Annotated in this window: 17 protein-coding genes; 7 read left to right on the top strand and 10 right to left on the bottom strand. The window is 67.1% G+C overall.

What is annotated here, in order from left to right; genetic code table 11:
• Positions 1-516: 516 nt before the first annotated feature.
• From ACZ5K7_RS35860 to ACZ5K7_RS35840, 5 genes are all read right to left on the bottom strand, one after another.
• Positions 517-987 carry an SsgA family sporulation/cell division regulator gene (locus ACZ5K7_RS35860; protein ID WP_468920305.1) on the bottom strand — a complete coding sequence of 157 codons (471 nt, stop codon included), beginning with the start codon at positions 985-987 and terminating at the stop codon, positions 517-519.
• A 222-nt stretch (positions 988-1,209) separates the two neighbouring features.
• Entirely contained in the window at positions 1,210-2,046 is an 837-nt protein-coding gene (locus ACZ5K7_RS35855) for an alpha/beta fold hydrolase (protein WP_468920303.1), read from the bottom strand.
• A 401-nt stretch (positions 2,047-2,447) separates the two neighbouring features.
• Complete coding sequence (locus tag ACZ5K7_RS35850) at positions 2,448-3,482, bottom strand: helix-turn-helix domain-containing protein (protein WP_468920300.1); 1,035 nt, start codon at positions 3,480-3,482, stop codon at positions 2,448-2,450.
• Positions 3,483-3,634: 152 nt separating this feature from the next.
• Positions 3,635-3,895 (bottom strand): WhiB family transcriptional regulator, encoded by a 261-nt coding sequence (locus tag ACZ5K7_RS35845; protein ID WP_468920360.1) that lies wholly within the window; start codon positions 3,893-3,895, stop codon positions 3,635-3,637.
• A gap of 192 nt (positions 3,896-4,087) precedes the next feature.
• The gene (locus ACZ5K7_RS35840) at positions 4,088-4,369 is read right to left on the bottom strand and encodes a Smr/MutS family protein (protein ID WP_468920298.1); all 282 of its coding nucleotides are present in this window, start codon (positions 4,367-4,369) and stop codon (positions 4,088-4,090) included.
• A 230-nt stretch (positions 4,370-4,599) separates the two neighbouring features.
• On the opposite strand from ACZ5K7_RS35840, the gene ACZ5K7_RS35835 reads away from it, so the two are divergent.
• Positions 4,600-5,193, top strand: coding sequence for an RNA polymerase sigma factor (locus tag ACZ5K7_RS35835; RefSeq protein ID WP_468920295.1), 594 nt, complete (start codon positions 4,600-4,602; stop codon positions 5,191-5,193).
• Complete coding sequence (locus ACZ5K7_RS35830) at positions 5,190-5,771, top strand: hypothetical protein (protein WP_468920293.1); 582 nt, start codon at positions 5,190-5,192, stop codon at positions 5,769-5,771. The genes ACZ5K7_RS35835 and ACZ5K7_RS35830 overlap by 4 nt, the downstream gene beginning before the upstream one ends.
• 17 nt (positions 5,772-5,788) lie before the next feature.
• Here ACZ5K7_RS35830 and ACZ5K7_RS35825 read toward each other — a convergent pair whose 3' ends face one another.
• Positions 5,789-8,689 carry an AfsR/SARP family transcriptional regulator gene (locus ACZ5K7_RS35825; RefSeq protein WP_468920290.1) on the bottom strand — a complete coding sequence of 967 codons (2,901 nt, stop codon included), beginning with the start codon at positions 8,687-8,689 and terminating at the stop codon, positions 5,789-5,791.
• Positions 8,690-9,678: 989 nt separating this feature from the next.
• Here ACZ5K7_RS35825 and ACZ5K7_RS35820 point away from each other — a divergent pair.
• Positions 9,679-10,932 carry a cytochrome P450 family protein gene (locus tag ACZ5K7_RS35820; RefSeq protein WP_468920288.1) on the top strand — a complete coding sequence of 418 codons (1,254 nt, stop codon included), beginning with the start codon at positions 9,679-9,681 and terminating at the stop codon, positions 10,930-10,932.
• A gap of 193 nt (positions 10,933-11,125) precedes the next feature.
• Positions 11,126-11,896 (top strand): SDR family NAD(P)-dependent oxidoreductase, encoded by a 771-nt coding sequence (locus ACZ5K7_RS35815; RefSeq protein ID WP_468920285.1) that lies wholly within the window; start codon positions 11,126-11,128, stop codon positions 11,894-11,896.
• A 437-nt stretch (positions 11,897-12,333) separates the two neighbouring features.
• Here the strand turns inward: ACZ5K7_RS35815 and ACZ5K7_RS35810 are convergent, their stop codons facing one another.
• Both ACZ5K7_RS35810 and ACZ5K7_RS35805 read right to left on the bottom strand, forming a co-directional pair.
• Positions 12,334-12,480, bottom strand: coding sequence for a hypothetical protein (locus ACZ5K7_RS35810; RefSeq protein ID WP_468920282.1), 147 nt, complete (start codon positions 12,478-12,480; stop codon positions 12,334-12,336).
• A gap of 83 nt (positions 12,481-12,563) precedes the next feature.
• Entirely contained in the window at positions 12,564-13,541 is a 978-nt protein-coding gene (locus ACZ5K7_RS35805; protein ID WP_468920279.1) for a ricin-type beta-trefoil lectin domain protein, read from the bottom strand.
• A 263-nt stretch (positions 13,542-13,804) separates the two neighbouring features.
• On the opposite strand from ACZ5K7_RS35805, the gene ACZ5K7_RS35800 reads away from it, so the two are divergent.
• Complete coding sequence (locus ACZ5K7_RS35800; RefSeq protein ID WP_468920276.1) at positions 13,805-14,302, top strand: MoaF-related domain-containing protein; 498 nt, start codon at positions 13,805-13,807, stop codon at positions 14,300-14,302.
• On the opposite strand, the gene ACZ5K7_RS35795 is transcribed toward ACZ5K7_RS35800, so the two are convergent.
• Entirely contained in the window at positions 14,184-14,708 is a 525-nt protein-coding gene (locus ACZ5K7_RS35795) for a YceI family protein (protein ID WP_468920273.1), read from the bottom strand. The genes ACZ5K7_RS35800 and ACZ5K7_RS35795 overlap by 119 nt on opposite strands.
• A gap of 113 nt (positions 14,709-14,821) precedes the next feature.
• On the opposite strand from ACZ5K7_RS35795, the gene ACZ5K7_RS35790 reads away from it, so the two are divergent.
• On the top strand, positions 14,822-15,478 hold the full coding sequence (locus tag ACZ5K7_RS35790) for a TetR/AcrR family transcriptional regulator (RefSeq protein WP_468920270.1): 657 nt from the start codon (positions 14,822-14,824) through the stop codon (positions 15,476-15,478).
• 83 nt (positions 15,479-15,561) lie between these two features.
• Positions 15,562-16,143 carry a TetR/AcrR family transcriptional regulator gene (locus ACZ5K7_RS35785; RefSeq protein WP_468920267.1) on the top strand — a complete coding sequence of 194 codons (582 nt, stop codon included), beginning with the start codon at positions 15,562-15,564 and terminating at the stop codon, positions 16,141-16,143.
• Between the two features lie 18 nt (positions 16,144-16,161).
• On the opposite strand, the gene ACZ5K7_RS35780 is transcribed toward ACZ5K7_RS35785, so the two are convergent.
• The gene (locus ACZ5K7_RS35780; RefSeq protein ID WP_468920264.1) at positions 16,162-17,619 is read right to left on the bottom strand and encodes an ABC transporter substrate-binding protein; all 1,458 of its coding nucleotides are present in this window, start codon (positions 17,617-17,619) and stop codon (positions 16,162-16,164) included.
• Positions 17,620-18,120: the final 501 nt, after the last annotated feature.

Below are 18,120 nucleotides of genomic sequence, written 5' to 3'. Positions count from 1 at the left end.
CGGCAACCAGCAGGAGCGAGGTGTTGCCCACTCCAGATTCTCCCTGTCCCACCACAGCGGGCCGGAGGGCGACTGTGAGGACAGACCAGTACCTGCCGTCTGAACTGCCCGAAAGAGTGGGGTTTTCAACGCCTCCCGGAACTGTCCCGAAGGTAACCTCCGCTTCCGACCGTGGCGCTCTCGGGGGTACATAAGCTTTCGGCATGGTCTCGGTCCACCGATTCCGCGTCTGGGCACTAGAAACCCGAGTGGCGGGCCGCGAGCGTGCAGTTGATGCCGGACGAGAGGTGAGTGAGCGAATACGGCTTCATGTCGCATCTCCAGTTCGGCCTACAGACGTTCCGTCCGGCGGGATCTCACGAATCGCACTGCCGACAGGGGACCGGCCACGTTGTCGGTCTGGGGCGACGAGGCTCCACCAAGTTAGACGGCAGACAGATACCCGACATAGGTAATTCGACGTGGTTGGAGAGAAACAGGTATGCGTGAGTGCTGGCGCGGGTCTCCCGGTGCCCGTCAGTTGCCGCGCCGCAGGAGGGCTTGGGCCAAGGAGTCCCAGTCCACCAGTTCGCGCTCGCTGCCCTGGGGCACAAGACGATACGTGGCGTCGAGCCACTGCCTGATCGTCAGATGATCCCCCTCGACAGTGACCCGCCCGTTGGATGTTTCGACGCACAGGTAAAGCTTGCGGCGCGAGGAGGTTTCCCGGTGGGACGGCCAGACCCTGCACGATCCCATGCCCGAAGGTCGCGAAATGCCGGATCGGAGCAGATCACGGGAAACTACCCCGGTCAGTGCCGCTGGAGCGGTGACCTGGCCGAGTTCGAAACCGACCGCGAAGGGATCATCCACGCTGTAGCGCAGCCGGAATTGCTGCCATCTGACCTGTGTCGGATCGAACAACCTGCGGACCGGTATCAGGAGAACGGGCTGAAAAGGCACCGTCTCCCTGTCGTCGCGGTCGTGCGCGGGTCCGTGCTGAGCCATGCGGTCGATCTCCTCGGTGTCTGGGCGGTGCCTCATCGTGTCGTGACCGGGTGGGAAAGGAATCGACAGAACGACTGGCGCTGGTGAGGAACCTACGAGGCCGAGGAGTCGATCTTGTGCGGGCAGACGCCGGGGCCGTCGCCCGGAGGGACGACGGCCCCGGCGTCTGCCCGCGGCGGCTGGTTTGGCGCGCTCAGCGGTCTGTTTTTTTCCCCCCGCGGGCTACTTGCCCAGGAAAGCGAGCAGCGCGTTGTTGACCTCATCGGCGTGGGTCCACAGCAGACCGTGCGGGGCACCCTCGATCTCGACATAGTCGGCGGTCGGGAGAGCCTTGTGGAAGGGACGGCCGGTGGAGTCGATCGGCAGGATGTTGTCCGCGGTTCCGTGCACGATCAGAGTCGGGACGTCGATCTTCGGAATGTCGGCGCGGAAGTCGGTCGGCCAGGTGAGGGGAGCCGCCGAGGCCGCGTAGGCGCCGCCGCTCGTGGCGACGTTCCAGCTGTTGCGCACAGCCTCCTCGCTGATGCGCGTGCCGAGGTTGTCGGCGAGGTTGTAGAAGTCATTGTAGAACGACGTGTAGTAGGCGTATCGGTCGTTCTTGGCCGTCTCGGAGATGCCCTGGAAGAAGTCAGGACCCCCGGCGCCCGTCGGGTTCTCGTCTGTCTTCAGGAGGTAGGGCTCCAGAGAGGCCAGGAAGGCGGCCTTCGCGACCCGTGCGGAGCCGTAGTTGGCGATGTAGCGGGCGGCTTCGCCGGTACCCATGGAGAAGCCGACGAGGACCGTGTCGTGCAGGTCGAGCGTCTCCAGGACGGTGTTCAGGTCGGCGGCGAAGGTGTCGTAGTCGTAGCCGATGGTGGGCTGACTGGACTGGCCGAAGCCCCGGCGGTCATAGGCGATGACCCGGTAGCCGGCATCCAGCAGCGCCGCCGTCTGCTTCTCCCACGAGTGCCCATCGAGGGGGTAGCCGTGGATCAGGACGACCGCCTGCCCGGCACCGTGGTCCTCGTAGTACAGGTTGATGTCGGTCGAGTTCTCCTGACCAACAGTGATGAACGGCATGGCTTTCCCTTTCGGACCTTAGACGACGACGCGGAGACGCCTGTTGAACTGTGGATGCCACTCTTGACGCCGGGTACGGGGTCACCGTGCCGTGTCGGCGGCGGGGCCACCCGGTCCGCGCTGCCGGGCGACGGACCTAGCATCACCCGGCGGTCACGCCCGCGAATCTGTCTAACGACTTACGGCGCTTCTTCACATCGGCTGACGCACACAACGGACGAGCATCGCGGCATTTGACGTGCCTTATAGCGTTTTATGAAGCCCTGGATGACGCAGAACGACGACACGATCCGCCGACAAATGGTCCGGCCGCCAGGCATGTCCGGCGCGGTCCGTAGTCAGATGACCGATGACACGCGCCGGTGATCCCTGTCCCCGGCCCGGCGACCACACGCGCTTGGCTACTGCCGGCTCGGCGGCTGTGGATGTCCGGCAGCGCGCCACTGGCGGGGACTGACGCCGTACCGGACCTTGAAGGTACGGCTGAAATGGGCGGCGTTCACGAAGCCCCAGCGCTGCGCGACACTCGCGATGGGGACGTCGTACGCGTCCGGGCGCGATAGCTCCTGTCTGCATCTCTCCAGCCGCTGAACCCGGATCCATCTGCCCAGCGCCACTCCCGAACGGGACAGCACGACGTACATCTGCCGGACGGAGACGTGGTGTTCGCGTGCGATGCGATCCGCCGTCAGATCGGCGTCGGCGAGATGGGCGCGGACGAAGTCAAGGATTTGGGCCACCAGCAGGGCATCCTTTGAGGCACCACCGTCCGTCTCATGAGCACTCGCCATGATCAAGGAGCGCACGAGTTCGATTCCCGGGGCCGCCAGCGAGTCCGCCACGAAGCCGGGCGTCAGATCACGCGAGCGCAGCAACCGCGTGAAGAAGCCGGCGACCAGGCCCGGCACCCCCTGCTCCGAGGTGAGCACGGCGCCGAGTGCTGGCCGCACCACGGTCGGTGTCAGACCCAGTTGATGCAAGGGAATGTACACATAGCGCACCAGGCCTCCGTCACTATGAGTCCGTACACCGGGGTCGGACGTGCAGTGGAGGACGAGCTCCCCGGGGCGCAACCGTACGTCCCGGTGGGGGAGTTCCAGTCGGGTGGTGCCGCGCTCCTGGAGGCTCACTACCACGGCGGCCTCGCGCGTTGCGCGGGCGCGGCGCAGCGAACGCGAGAACGTCGTGCCCGGCCCGTACACCGTCGCGCTGCCCACATCGCCGAATCCGCGGATCTCGATGCCGGCGCTCAGCCCTCGGTGATGGTGCGCCACCTCGACGCCCGGCGAACTGCGGCGGGCCAGCTCCAGGAACGTCTCCCGTGCCTCCCCGCTCCCCAGAGCGTCGGCTGCCGCCGCATCCGTGATCGTACGAACTCCCGCTGTATGTCCCCAGACCTGACAGGTTCTGCGCTCCAACGAGTCCCGCACCGGCATCGGCCCGGCTCCTTCCTCTCGTGCCGGCGCAACGACGGCTTGAACCGACGTCGTTGCCCACCCGCCCACGGCGAGTACGAGGAAAGGCTGCTTCAAACAGGGAGGTATCTTCTAGGGTCGGATGACTGCCCACCGCGGACAAGCCTTGTGCATTACGTCTCCGGCTGTTTCAGCCTGCTCCCCAACTGGTGGCGTGCTATGCCCAGTGAGTCCGCGCGATCCGCTTCGGTTAGACCGCCCCACACCCCGTAGGGTTCGTTCGTGGCGAGTGCGAAGTCCGCACACATTTCCCGGACCGGGCAACCCTCGCACACATTCTTGGCCTGTTCCTCGTGTTCACGCCGCGGTGTGCCTCGAAGACTGTACGTCGCATAGAAGATGTCGCTGTCCATGCCGCGACAGGCGGCCTGCATTTGCCATTCCCATAGCGCGGATATAGGTGTCCGCGTGTGCCGGACCATCGGCCCTCCCTGGTGGTCAGCGTGCCTCTGGCGGACGAACGTGCCGTTCGCGCCTGGCAGCGAATGAGAAGAGGGAAGGTTTCCGGCGGGTACGCCCGAAACCTTCCCCAACCCTAGGGACCCCACGGGCCACACGGTTGCTCACTACCGCAGAGTTCTTTGCTCTCCCTGCTGTCCGTCCACCGCGAAGTGGACCAGAATCCGGCCAGTGTTGGCCTCGACGACTTCGGCTCGTTCATAAAGGCGCTTGATGTGCTTCTGGCCGAGGAAGGCCATCACACGTTGCCGCAGCTGCCCGGTGCCCTTGCCCGGGATGATCTCGGCCGTAGGTTCCCCGGAGTGACGCGCCTTGAAGATGAACTGACGCAGCGCGAGTTCGATGTCTCTGTCGTTGCGGAAAAGAGGGTGCAGGTCAAGGCTGATCAAGGATTTTCGCCTTCGCTGAGTGAGAGCTCCGCCGGTCCGGCGCGCCCTTGGTGAGAGTCTTGGTGCCGTCCGGCGCCCCCGCACCCTACCCGGCCGCGCACATGACAGCACGTACTACCGAGGACGGGGGAGCCAGCGGGGATGACGCTACAGCCGATGGCGGGACTCGGGCCACCAGGACATCTTCCGCCGACGTGAAAGAGGGGATCGGGTGCCGGACAGACAAGGGTGTGGAATCCATCGAGGAGCGCAGACCGGCCCGGTGCCGCGAGCACCGTTTCGAGTCCCTGGCACATGTGGTCACGGAGCCGCTGCATCGCTACCTGTTCCGGCGGGCCGGTCCGGACGGCGTCGACGACGTGCTTGCGGAGACACTGCTGGTGCTGTGGCGCCGGCTGGACGACATCCCCGGTCTGCGCTCCGGGCATCCGGTCGACCCCGACGAGGTGTTGCCCTGGTGCTACGGCGTCGCTCACAGGTGTCTGGCCAACGCACAGCGGGCCGAAGGGCGTCGATTCCGGCTCCTGGAACGCCTGCGGGTGACGTCACCCCACACACCGGTCTGGACGCCTCACGACGACCGGCACGCCGATCTGCACGCCGCCCTCGGTGCGCTGAGCGCCGCCGACCGCGAGGCGGTGCGGCTGTGGGCCTGGGAGGGCCTGACGCCGAGCGGCATAGCCGCGGCCACCGGCACCACTCCCAACGCGGTGAGCATCCGACTGCATCGTGCCAAGCGAAAGCTGGCCGCACGACTGGAACCGGGACACGACACCGGCGCCGCACCGAGAGCGCACCCGCAACGAGGCAGGAGCGGCCGATGAACGACCGGCAATTGCTCGCCAGGCTCAAGGCCGCCGACCCGGCCCTGGTCTGCGAACCCACAACCACCCCTCACCTCATGGAGACCGTCATGCGTCAGGACACAATGCCGACCGCCGAGCCCGCCCCTTCGCGACGACGAGGGACGCTGCTTCTTGCGGGGGCCGCCGTCGCCGTCCTCGCCGTGAGCGGGGGCCTGCTCTGGAATCACACCGCGCCTCACCACACCGCCGCCGTGGCCCAGCCGGTTCTGAGCCTGTCCGGAACCTCCGCCGTCGGGCGGTGCCCGGCGCCCACGGTGTCCGGTCTGCGCCAGGCCACCACCGCCTTCGAGGGCACAGCGACCACGGTGGCCGACTCCACGGTCACCTTGCAGGTCACCCACTGGTACCACGGCGAGGAGTCCGCCACCGTACGCATCAGGAGCGCCCAGGGGACCGAACTCTCCGCTTCCTTCCACGAGGGCGACCACTACCTGGTCGCCGCCGAGGGCCGGACTCTCGACCCCTGCGGCGACGCGGTCCTGGCGGAACCCCAGATGCGCCGCCTCTTCCGGACGGCGTTCCCACCCGTCCGGTGACACGTTCCTCGCAGGCTCTACACCCTGGATGCGTCCAGCTTGTCCAGACGCTCCCTGGCCTGGACGGCCAGGGAAAGGTCCGGATCCCTCACATGGTGGAGCGCGTCGGTCCAGGCATGTCGTGCGCCGGGGATGTCGCGGGCTTCCAGCCGCACATCCCCGAGTGCGATCAATTCCTCAGCCAGGGTGGCGCGGCCGCCGACCAGACGCAGCAGTTCGATGCTCCGCTCGAAGAACGCCAGCGACTCGTCGTAGTCACCTTGGATGCGGTGGGCGTGCCCCATCACCGACAGCGTCAGCGCTTCCCCGTTGAGGTCTCCCATTTCGCGGAAGCCCGCGGCACCGGCGCGACTCAGCTGTATCGCCTTGTCGATGTCGCCCATCTTGAGCCGTGTCTTGGCGGCCTCGGCGAAGGCCGTGACCTTGATGCGGGAATTCTCACCGGAGCTCAGCAGGCGCAGGGCGCGGTCCTGATGCTGTACGGCGCTCTCGTACTCGCCCTTCGTATGACAGACAAGACCGGTGTTCTTCAGCACATGGGCCAGATCCGCCGTGAGGTTCAACTGCTCGAAATGGGTGCGTGCTTCCTCCAGATGACGCAGAGCGCCGGAGAGATCGCCGAGATAGTGCAGCGCGCCGGCCAGACCGTGATGGGTGCGCGCCATGCCTTCCCTGTCGTCGGCCGCAACGGCGGCCTGGAGAGCCGCCGTCATGGTGGCCGCCCAGTCGTGCCACCACCCTTCGCGTTGCTGGCACATCTGCAAGGCGTCGGCGAGTTCCCAGGCGGCACGGCTGTCGCCGGCGGTTGCTGCGGCCTCCACGAGCGAGCGCAGGACGGCTCGTTCCTGGGCGAACCAGTGCATGGCGGAAGCGATGTCCGGCAGCGGTTCGGGAGTGACGGAGGGCAGCGGCGCCGGCGGAGCGAACGGCTGGGGTCCCGGACGCAGCAGCGTGTTCGCTTCGTGAATGGTCTGGCGGTAGTGGTCGTAGGTGCGGGACCAGACGGCGGAACGGTCCACCACACCGTTGTCGGCCAGTTCGGCGGCGTAGGCAAGGATCAGATCGTGGGCCCGGTAGCGGCGTTGGCCGTGAACCGTCAGCAGCCGGGCCCGGACGAGCTCCCCGACGGCCAGGGCGGCCTGGTGCGGGGTGAGGCCGGCCATGCTGGCCAGGGCGGATGCGGTGAAATCCGGGCCAGGGTGCAGGGCGATCAGAGGGAACATCCGTGCAGCCTGCGGGCCGAGGGTGCGGTACGACCAGGAGAAGACACCCCTGATGTCGTTGTCGAGGTTGTCATCGCTGAAACCGTCCAGGCTCCCGCTGCGGTCGCTCAGTTCCGCAGTGATCTGCTCAAGGGAGCGCTCAGGGCAGGCGGCCGCTTTGGCGGCGACGATGGCCACGGCCAATGGGAGCCGCCCGCACTGTTCCACCAGCCGCTTGACCTCGTGGTCTCGCACGTGGGGGCGGCTCGCACGGACGCGCTCCACGAAGGAGCGGGTTGCCTCGGAGGCCGAGGGCACGTCCAGAGTGAGGAGATGCGCGCCGTGCGCCGCGGCCAATGTGGTCAAACGGCTACGACTGGTGACGACGACCATGCACTCGCCCGTGCCCGGCAGCAAGGGCTTGATCTGAGAGAGGTCGCTGGCGTTGTCCAGAACCACGAGGACCCGCCGGCCGGTGAGAGTGCTGCGGTACAGGGCCGCGCGCATGTCGAGAGCGGCGGGGACGCGCTGCGGGGCGACTCCCAGCGCGTCCAGGAAACCCTGCAACACGTCGGACGGATCCACGGGATTGCCGTCCGGCGTGAAACCGCGCAGATCCACATACAGCTGGCCGTCGGGGAACTCTGGGGCCATGCGATGGGCGAAGTGCACCGCCAGCGCGGTCTTGCCGATGCCGGGAATGCCGTCGACAGCCAGGACGCGCAGTGCCCCGCTACGCCGCTCGGCCAGGGCCGAAGCCTGGTTCAACGCATCCTCGCGGCCGGTAAAACCTGGCAGATCCGGAGGGAGCTGAGCCGGTGGTGCCGTCATCGGGTCCTTGGCCACGGCCGTGACGGGGGAAGCGGTCACCACCGGCGGACCGTAGACGGCGGCGCCTTCCTTTTGGTCGGACTGCGTGCCGGTGGCGAAACGTTGATGCAGGATGCGCTCGTAGGCGTCGTGCAGTTCCGCGCCGGGGTCGACTCCCAGCTCCTCCACCAGCCGCAGCCGGATCTCCTCGTACAGCGCCAGCGCCTCAGCCTGCTTGCCGTCCGAGGCGAGCACCAGCAGCAGGTGGGACAACAGTGCCTCGTCCATGGGGTTGCGCTCGACCGCCTGCCGCAGGGGCAGAAGCATCGTCCCGGAACGGCCGCAGCGCATCGCGGTCTCCGCGGCCTCGCACACCACGGACACGTATTCGTGCTCCAGCATGACGAACGCGGGATGAGCGGAACCCGCCGGTTCCAGATCCGCCGCGCAACGGCCTTGCCACAGGCCGAGGGCCGTCGTGAACAGACCGACCGCGGCCACCGGATCGCCGGCTGCCTGTTCCTGCCGTGCCCGTTCCACCAGTGCCCGGAAACTCAGCAGATCCAGGCAGTCGGCGTCCACGCGCAGCAGATATCCCGCGGCCTGCCGCGCCAGCCATCGTCCCGGCGAACGCGCGGGCAAGTTCGGCTCGAGCAGCCGGCGCAGCGCACCCACATAGCGGTGCACGGCATTGGTGGCACTGGAGGGCGGATCTCCGTCCCACAGCAGCTCGATGAACTCGTGCATCGAGACGGGCCGTCCCGCCCGTGCCAGGAGAACCGCCAGGATCAGCCGTTGCTGCTTCGGCCCGACCAGCAGTTCTTCTTCGCCCCGCCAGGCGCGCACTGGGCCCAGAACGGAGAAGTGGACCGCGGAACCGTTCTGCCGACGCGACAACTCTTCCATGACGAATCTCCCCTCGACACCGACGCCACTGGCTCGCCGTATCTCCCAGCTCCTGAACGACGGCGTCGGCCGGTCGCGTTGAGCTCAGCCACTGCTTGTGTACGACCGTTCGGGCGGGCCCCGTCTCAGGGCGCTTTCGCGGTCCACCTCGCGGGGCCGCCTCCCTTGCCGCCCGGCGTCCGTGTCGAGTGGTGCCGGGCATCCCGGCAGGGCGGACAGGCCGGCCAGGTCATCGGGGACGGACCTGGGCATGGTCCTCGCCGCTTCGTTGCGGGGAAGACCCTCTGTCGCATGGGTGCCGGGGTCACCGTCCCGCACCACAGCGGCGCAGCGGGGGCCGGGTGGACCCGGTCTGCGCCGGCCGCGGGGGGTGAGTCAGGTCCGGTCGCCTGTGGGATCTCCCGATGGCCGGATCTGCTCCACGGGACCTTGGTCGCCGTGCGACGGCGCCCATTGCCCCATAGTCCCTCGTTGAGCCGCTCACTGGTTCGTGCTTCCCTGTTCAATATGGTCGGTCATTTTCAATCTGTCAAACGGATCTATGGTCTCTTTTCCCATCGAAAAGGCGCTGCTAGGCGCAATGCTGGGCCATGATCGGGCACTTCGGCGCTGCCCGACCGTGGCGGCCCGTCGCCCGGAAGGGCATGCGCACGCCCTTCGAGGCGGCTCTCTGCGGCATGCGCTCCGGGGTGCGAACTGCGCTTTGAGGCGAGAAGACTGCTCGATTAGGCGAGGTGGTCGAACCGCTCTCGGCTGCCCGCCGCGGCGCCTGGTAGGACTGCGCATGCACTGGCTTGTGGGAGCCCGTGCACGGCGAAGCAGTCGTACGGCTGTTTCGCCTCCGGCGTCCCGCGGGGCGCAAGCCGCTGTCCAGGACGTCCAGCCGATACGGCGGACAGCGAGTGTCGGGGGCGGCCGTGTTTCGGCCGCCCCCGATCGGACCAGAAGGGGTGTCGTCGGGGTGTCACACCATCTGGTTAGCTGTTGCGATGAGTAAGGCAACTCCCCTCACGTCTACGATCGTTGACTCATCGGAGCTGTTTCGAGACCCCTACACCGTCTACGGCCGGCTCCGCGAGGAAGGCCCGGTGCATCGGATCACAGGCACTGACGGTCTCCCCGCCTGGCTGGTCACCCGTTACGACGATGTGCGCCAGGCCCTCGCCGATCCTCGGCTACTCCTAGACAAACGACATGCGGCGCCCGGCGGCTACCGGGGTATGGCCCTGCCGCCCGCACTGGATGCCACTCTCCTCAACATGGACCCCCCGGACCACACCCGTATCCGAAGAATGGTCACTCAGGCATTCACACCCCGGCACATCGAAGAGCTGCGCACACCGATCACACGAGTCGCGGGCCGTCTGCTCGACGCCCTGCAGGGGCGCGACCAGGTGGACCTGATCCCCGCCTACGCGGCTCCCCTGCCGATCATCGTCATCTGCGACCTCCTCGGTGTGCCTGACGCCCACCGGTCCGACTTCCGGTCGTGGTCGGACGCCCTGATGGCACCCGACCCGGCCCGGCCCGAACGGGCTAGGGAAGCCGTCGGCCATCTACTTGCGTTCTTCACCGGCCTGATCGCCGACAAGCGTACGCATCCGGCGGACGACCTTCTGTCGGCCCTGATCGGCGTCCGTGACCGCGAGGACCGGCTCAGCGAGGACGAGCTGATCTCGCTGGCCTTCCTCATACTCGTCGCCGGCTACGAGAACACGGTGCACCTGATCGGAAACGCGGTCGCGGCCCTACTCGCCCATCCACGCCAGCTGGCCGCGCTGCGCGCCGACCCGGGGCTGGTTCACCAGGCCGTAGAGGAACTGGCACGGTACGACGGCCCCGTCCCCCTGGCCATCCGCCGCTTCCCCACCGAGGACGTCGTCATCGGCGGAGTCATGGTGCCGGCCGGCGCGACGGTCCTGCTGTCGCTCGCCTCGGCACACCGTGACCCGCGACGCTTCACCGACCCCGACCGGCTCGACATCGCTCGCGACGCCGCCGGGCATATGGCGTTGGGCCATGGCATCCACTACTGCCTTGGTGCCCCACTGGCCCGTATGGAGACCGGTATCGCGCTCACCGCGCTGTTCGACCGGTTCCCCCGCCTCGCACTCGCCGTACCGCCGCAGAACCTGCGTCGGCGACCGTCGATGCGATCCCGCGGGCTGATCGCGCTCCCGGTCCGTACGACCGGCCTGCTGGGGACGGCAACGCCCGCTGCCGCTACCGTCCCCAGCGCATGAGACCCCTGGACCACGGACAGTGGGACTGCCCATCCGCCCTGAAAATCTGCCTTCTTGTCCCCACTTCTTCCAAATCGTGAACCATCGCGTCTTGATCCGGGCAACGATTCCGTCATAGCTGTTTGGTTATCAGGGTGGCAGGTACGTGTGGCCCACCGATGTGCAGGGCCACACGAAAGCCTCATATACGCCCGTGGACGAGGATGTGGTTGACATGGTGCACTCCGACTCACCCGTACTCTCCGGGAGCACCGTATTGGTGGCCGGTGCGACGGGTGGAATCGGCGAGGGCGTCACCCGCGCACTGCTCGGTCAGGGCGCGACAGTGGTGGCGACAGGGCGCGACGAGGGGCGACTGGCTCGTCTTGCCGCATACGTCGACGGAACGGGTCCCGGCACCCTCCGCACCCACGCGGTGGACGTCGGGGACGCGGACAGCCGTGCCGTACGGGACCGGCTTTCTGCCTATGGGGAGTTCGACGGAATCGTCATCACGATCGGCGACTGGGGCAGTCCCGATCGCACGGGCATCCTCGACACGACGTCGGAGGAGTGGCAGCACATGATCGCGGCCAACCTGACGAGCCATTTTCACGCCTTGCGATCCCTGACGCCATTGATTCGAAAAGATGGGGCGCTGGTGCACCTCAGCGGCTTCAGCGCTGAGATCCCCTATCCGTTCGCCGCCCTCGTCGGTGCCACCAACGCGGCGAAGAAGTCTCTGGTGCGTTCCCTGGCCGCCGAGTTGGACGGAGCGGGCCCGAGGATTTACGAACTCGTCATCGGCCCGATCCGCACCCGGCCACGAGCGGCCATGGGCGCGGACAGTCCCGAGTGGTTCAGCGCCGAGGATCTTGGTGCGCATGCGGGCCTTCTGATCGCGGCCGAGAGTCCCTACGCCGAGGCACCGCTGCAGTATCTGATCACGCGCGCGCGGGGTATCGGGACGACGCCGCCGCGATGAGCGCTCTGAGTGATCAAGACCCGGCGGGGGCGGGGCCGGCATCGTTCCCACGCGGTGCGACGGGCCAGTCGTCGCCCGAGCCGTGTCCCCATGGCGGTGGCGAAGCTCGGAGCACGGTGGCAGCGCTGGCATATGGCGTGAGCGGTGCCCCCTGCGGGACGTGCCGCTTCGCACGGTGACCCCGGCCCGCAGACATTAAAGGAAGTGCTTCACGGCGGTCACGGTGATCTGCGACCGGCGGGCCACAGGGTAGCTCGCGGCGAGGTCGACGGCGGCCGGGCCGAAGAGCGGTTCCCGGGATCGCCAGTTGTCGGCCTGACCCTCCCGTACGATCAGTTCGGCGTGTGCGGTGCTGATGCCTAGAGCCGCCAGCCGGAGGTATGGGTCCGGACCATGCTGCCTACCTACCTCCTCTGGTGCCTCGAGGTCGCGTCCCACTATCGCGATGGCGGCCTGATGTCGTCCTGGGCGGCAAGCACCATGCGGAGCGCGATCCCCAACTGTTCGGCCGCCTCCGGCAGGCTGTGGCCGTTGGGCAGAAGCTCGGTCAGCGCGTCCCGTTCAGCGGCGGTCAGGGGTGACACCTCGTCAGTGGGGCAGCTGGCATGCGAGTCATTGACCAGGTGATGTCCCGCGTGTGAAGGCCGATCGAAACAGGTCGGACGGTTCAGTCCGTGGGTGTCCGCCACAACTGGCTGCTCCGACCGTCACAGTCCTGGATCTTTAGGCCCTTGGCGTCGAGGCACCGACCGGATTGGGGGTTCACCAACTCGCCCGTGGCATCGTGCACCCATATCTGCGCCGGGGTGGCGTTGCACGCGAAGAGCTGGACGGCCGAACCGGCCGCAGTCTGCGCATCCTCCACATCCAGGCACTGGCCCGCGGCGTCGCTGCGCAGCGTGCCGTCGGACTGCATCTGCCATTGCTGTCCCGGGCCGCCGCTGCAAGTGGTCAGCTGCAGCGCGGTCCCGCCGTACGCCGTGTTCTGGCCTACGGTCAGGCAAGCGCCGTCCTGGCCGACGACCGCCGCCTTGAAACCGGGATCAGCATCGGCGGTGTCGGTCTGCCGCGGTGTCGGCGAGACGCTCCCGGACTCCACCCCATCCGGCACGGCGACGGCCGCGCCGGTGGCGGGAGCTCCGCTGCTGCCCGGCACCAGGACGACCGTGGAATTTCCGGTCGCCTCCGGGCGCAGAGTGTTATGGCCGGGCGAACTGCTCCCCGTAGGACCCGTCCGCCCGGTCGGCTGAGGCACGGACTGCGTTCCTTCCGAGGGCCGCGGGTCGGTGATGTCCACGATCGGGGTGTCCTGCTGCCCCGCTAGCGCGTCGGTCAGGAGCAAGACGCCGCCCGTAACGCCGAGAATCACAGCGCAGACCACTGCCACCAGCACGCCCGTGCGGCGTGTGGCACGCGACGGCACCCCGCGCGGCCGCAGGAGACGGGCCTCGTCACCGGGAGCACTGGGCTGCCGGAAGAGTTCCACCAGGTACTCGACCGGTGTGCTGTCGTCTGCGAGGTCTTCGGCCGTTCCCGACCGTTGTGCCGGCACCTGGGGACGGTAGACAGTGCCGCACCCGGGACAGTTGACAGCCCCGTTCAATTGCCGACGGCAGCTGCCGCAGTAATCCATGGTGTCCTCCACCCGGCTCGATGCGCCTTGCCTCACCGGCACACTCCGGAAGTCTCAAGACGGGTGTCTCAAGATACGCAGCGGAACCGTGAGCGAGATACCAACGCGGCGGATCATATCCCCCCTAGGGAAACATGCGAACACTCCACGGTGACAAATGCAACTACTCATACGTGTGAGGGTGAGTAGAACCTCGGTCGGATGACGGATGCAGCTGTGCCGCAGGTGCCGCAGTGTCTGTGATGCCAACGTGAGCGTTGCAGAAGGGGCGTGGCATGACACACCGGCTGAACGGCCGCAGCTACTTCGTGGATCTGGGTGTGCTCACATTCCAGATGTGGTGCGTCACCGAGCGGACGAGGACGCTCGTCGTCGTCGACGGCGCCGACATGCTTCCCGACGGACAGATCTGGACCGCGACCACTACGGTCGCCCGCATGTGCTCGGACGTCTACCTGACCGCCTGGCGGAGCGGTCACGGTGCCGCTGCGCTTCAGCTGGAGGATTTCGGGCGCGGTCGGGTGCACTCCCGGATGGTGCTGTCCGACGGCACACCGCTCACCGCCCTCGGAACGCTGACGGAACTGGAGCACAGCGCACCGGGCGTCTCTGCCGGGCACGCCAGGAGTGACCGGCCGGGTGAAACGGCCGGGCTCAGCCCGCCTGGTTCGGGGAGCGAATCAGCTCAAGGCGCAGTTCCACGTCCACCTTCCGGCCGACCAGCAGCGACGGGCCGTACCCGACTCCGGCCGCCCGCCGGTCCAGTCGGGTGACGGCGGTGACGCTGGCGACGTTGTCGTCGGCCCGGTGCACCCGTGCGGTCAGACGGACCTGGCTGGTGACATCACGCAAGGTCAGTTCGCCGGTGACCAGCCATGTTCCTGGCTCCTGAGGCCGGATGGCGGTGGAGTGGAAGGTGAGTTCGGGGTGTGCCTCGGCATGCAGGAAGTCCTTGCCGCGCACGTGGGCGTCCCGCTTGGGGTGGTCGGTGGAGAAGCCCGACGCGTCCAGTGTCGCCGACAGGGAGACAGGGATCCCGTCGGAGGCCACGGAGACAGATGCGGAGACGATCGGGAACTGACCGCGGACGGTTTTGAAGAGCAGGTTGCGTACGGAGAAGACAGCGGAACTGCGGACCGTGTCCACGGACCATGTGCCGGGCTGAACTGTGGTGTCCATCAAGTGCTCCTCGGAGTCGGTTCGGTGGTGACGCACCAGTAAAAAGCGAACTGTATTCTGTTTTTATTCCTCACGTTCCGTGACCGTTCCGAGCACAGGCGTAGAGTGCGAAAGTGACCGAAGCGCAGACACCGAACGCCCCCCGGCGCCGACGGCGGGCCTCCGGCAGTTACGCCGCCGCGGACGGGCGCCGCGCGGCCGTGGTGGACGCGGCGGCCCGGCTCTTCGCAGAGCGAGGCTTTCACCGGACGTCACTGGCGCAGGTGGCCGCGGCGGCTGGCGTGTCACAGACCGGACTGTTGCACCACTTCAAGAACAAGGACGTACTTCTGCTGTCAGTCCTCGAGTTCCAGGACCGGTCATGGGCCGCTCGCTTCGAACCTCCAGAATCCGGTCTTCGGCGCCTGCTCGACCACATGCTGGACGTGCTGAACGAGGAGGTGGCATGCCCCGGCCTCACCCGACTCTTCGTGACCACCGCCACTGAAGCCACCGATCCCGGCCATCCAGCGCACGCGTACTTCCGGCGGCGCACGGCCCTGATGCGGACGAACAACGCCCACGCGGTGCGCGCCTCCGTCGAGGCCGGACTGGTCAGGGTCGATGTTGATCCAGAAGCTCTGGGCCGAGTTCTGATCGCGGTGGCGGACGGGCTGAAGATCCAGTGGCTGACGGAGCCCTCGTTCGACCTGGTCGAGCACGTCCGCGACCACTTCGACCAGGTGATGCGCGCCATCGTCACCGACGGCGGCGGTGTCCGGGCGCCCTGAAGCCGATGGGCCGGCCGGATCCGCCCGGCCAGCTGCCGGTTGATCGGGGATCCGGCCGAGTGGGACAGCGGTAGGCTCGCGCCATGGCCGCCGACACACCCTCGCCCTCGCCGCCCCGGGTCCGCAATCCGGAACTGCACCGGCAGGCCATCCTGGACGCCGCCTCACGCGCCTTCGCCGAACGCGGCTACCACCGTGCCACTTTGCGGGACATCGCTCGGCGGGCCGGCGTCACCCACGGCTTGGTACTACGGCATTTCGGCAGCAAGGAGAGCCTGTTCCTGGCCGCTGTCCCGGGAACCCGGGACGTCGACATGCTGGCCGGTGACTCCCAGGAGCCCCTTGCCGTGCGCATCGCCCGCGGATACATACGCCGGATGGAGGGGCCCACCGGCACCGACACCTTCGTAGCACTGCTGCGCAGCGCCGCCGACGACGAGGGAAGCGCGGCAGCTCTCTACGTGGCGATGCAGGAACGCACGGACGAGGTCTACCGGGGTCTTCTGGACGCCTACAACCTGCGGCACAGGCTGCCGTTCGTCGCCGCCCTGCTCGTCGGCGTCACGTTCAGCCGGTACGTCGTGAGGGCCGGAGCTCTGGCTGAGATGAGTGTGGAGCAGCTGACCGAGGACCTCACCGCCTCCCTCGAAACCCTGCTCCACTGACATCCGGCAGGTCTGCCGTCAGCTCTTGCTGAGTTCCCAGAAACGGAACACCGTCGAAGGGTCGAGGCAGTACTCGTAGCCGTGCAGATCACTCCGCACGACCGCATACTGCTTGCCCTGCCACAGTGGCAGCAAGGGCACCTGCTCCGCGACGATGTTCTGCAGCTCGTCGAACTGCTGGCTGGTAGCGACCCGGTCGTCCTCCGCCGCCGTTTCCGGGATGATCTCGCTAGTGATCATGGCATTGTCGTACCGGTTGTCCAGCACATTGCCCTTGCCGAAGAAAGGTGCCGTGAAGTTGTCGGGATCGGGGTAGTCCGGTACCCAGCCCTTGACATAGACGCCGTACCGGCCGGCGGCGATGCCCTTCTCGTATCTGTCGAACGGCACCGACTTCATACTCGCGTCGAACAGTCCGCTGGCATTGAGCTGAGATGCGATCGCGAGCAGCTCCTGGTCGGTGGCCGGACCGAAGCGGGACGGCGTCGACCACAAGGTCAGCTTGACCTTGCTGGTGATCCCGTCCGCCTGCAGCGCCGCGGCGGCCTTGGATGTGGAGGGGCTGCCACCGTAGCGGTCGAAGAAGGCAGTGTTGTGACCGACGATGCCCGCGGGGATGATCGAGTAGAGGGGAATCGCGGTGTCCTGGTAGACCTCTTTGATCAGAGTGTGCCGATCGATCAGGTAGGCGATGGCCCTGCGCACCCCGAGCTTGCCCGCCATCGGGTCCTTCATATTGAAGACGAGTTCCTGGACTTCCGCGCCAGTGCCCTCGATGACGTCGAGGTCTTTGCGTGTCCCCTGAGCGTCGAGACTGGCCACGTCACTCGCGCTCAGGCCGCGATAGGCGATGTCGACGGAGCCGTCTTCCAAAGCCCGCTTCAGAGCCGCCCGGTCACTGTGGAAGAACTTCAGGGTCACGCCGCCATTCTTCGTCCGGGCGGTACCCGAGTACTGGTCGTTGACCGAGAACACGGCCTCGTCCTTATTGAACGAGGTCAGTTTGTAGGGGCCGGAGCCGATCGCAAGGTGGTCGCCGCGAAGCTTGCCTGGATCGTAGTCGCTGCTGTCCACGATCGAACCCGCACCCGAAGCGATCTTGCTCGGGAAGGTGGCGTCGGGGGCGGCGAGCCGGAACACGACTGTCTTGTCGTCAGGGGTTTCCACCCGGGTCAGTCCCTGGAACAGAACGGCTGGCCCTGCCGGATCGTTGATCCGCAGAATGCGGTCGAAGGTAAACTTGACGTCCTTGGAGGTGAGCGGATCGCCATTGCTGAATTTCAGGCCGTCTCTGAGCCGGCAGCGGTAGATACGGGTGTGCTGGTCGGTGAAGGAACATTCCTTCGCCGCTTCTGGCTCCGGTTGCGTACCGCCGTTGGGAAAGCTCAGCAGCGACTGGAACACATTGTTGAACAGCAGCCACGAGCCCGGGTCGTACCCGGAGGCCGGGTCGGTGGCCAGGACGTCGTCGGACATTCCGACGACGACCGTGGAAGCCCCGCCTGTCCACGCCCCGAGACCACCGGAGCAACCGGTGGCCAGGAGGAGGACGAGGCCTGCAAGAACGTGTGGTAGCGGTCGCCTGGAGCGTGACTTCACTGAAGTGTCCTCTTCCTCGGTTGAGATGCGGCCCGCCCCGTGCAACTGCGGCGATCGGTTCCGGGCGGTTCGCTGGGCCGGAGAAATGACCGCGCGGCGGGGGTGTCGCGCGGCGAAGAAGTGTGCGGCATCTCGAACACTGCCGTGACATGTGATCTGGGCCCGATGCACCCAGATCGACACCGGCCAGCCTTCAGATATCACACGTGTCAGCTTCAGTGCACGTCGATGCGCATAGGATACGTGGCTGGAACATCTTCGGCGTCCGCGATACGTGCGGCTGCCCGGCCAGTGTGCGTGATGTCCGCGGGCTCTGCCCCGGGTGTCACACACGCTTCCGCCGTCCGGCCTGGACGGCGACATGTGAGCCGACGGAGG

Source organism: Streptomyces sp. NPDC031497, from assembly GCF_055580905.1.
Note: the sequence above shows the minus strand (reverse complement) of the source record. Positions and strands in the feature narration are given on the sequence as shown.

Coding starts and splice junctions, on each gene's coding strand:
- ACZ5K7_RS35860 (WP_468920305.1), bottom strand. CDS start 987: ATGGCTCAGCACGGACCCGCGCACGACCGCGACGACAGGGAGACGGTG.
- ACZ5K7_RS35855 (WP_468920303.1), bottom strand. CDS start 2,046: ATGCCGTTCATCACTGTTGGTCAGGAGAACTCGACCGACATCAACCTG.
- ACZ5K7_RS35850 (WP_468920300.1), bottom strand. CDS start 3,482: ATGCCGGTGCGGGACTCGTTGGAGCGCAGAACCTGTCAGGTCTGGGGA.
- ACZ5K7_RS35845 (WP_468920360.1), bottom strand. CDS start 3,895: ATGCAGGCCGCCTGTCGCGGCATGGACAGCGACATCTTCTATGCGACG.
- ACZ5K7_RS35830 (WP_468920293.1), top strand. CDS start 5,190: ATGAACGACCGGCAATTGCTCGCCAGGCTCAAGGCCGCCGACCCGGCC.
- ACZ5K7_RS35825 (WP_468920290.1), bottom strand. CDS start 8,689: ATGGAAGAGTTGTCGCGTCGGCAGAACGGTTCCGCGGTCCACTTCTCC.
- ACZ5K7_RS35820 (WP_468920288.1), top strand. CDS start 9,679: ATGAGTAAGGCAACTCCCCTCACGTCTACGATCGTTGACTCATCGGAG.
- ACZ5K7_RS35800 (WP_468920276.1), top strand. CDS start 13,805: ATGACACACCGGCTGAACGGCCGCAGCTACTTCGTGGATCTGGGTGTG.
- ACZ5K7_RS35795 (WP_468920273.1), bottom strand. CDS start 14,708: ATGGACACCACAGTTCAGCCCGGCACATGGTCCGTGGACACGGTCCGC.
- ACZ5K7_RS35785 (WP_468920267.1), top strand. CDS start 15,562: ATGGCCGCCGACACACCCTCGCCCTCGCCGCCCCGGGTCCGCAATCCG.
- ACZ5K7_RS35780 (WP_468920264.1), bottom strand. CDS start 17,619: ATGTCCGACGACGTCCTGGCCACCGACCCGGCCTCCGGGTACGACCCG.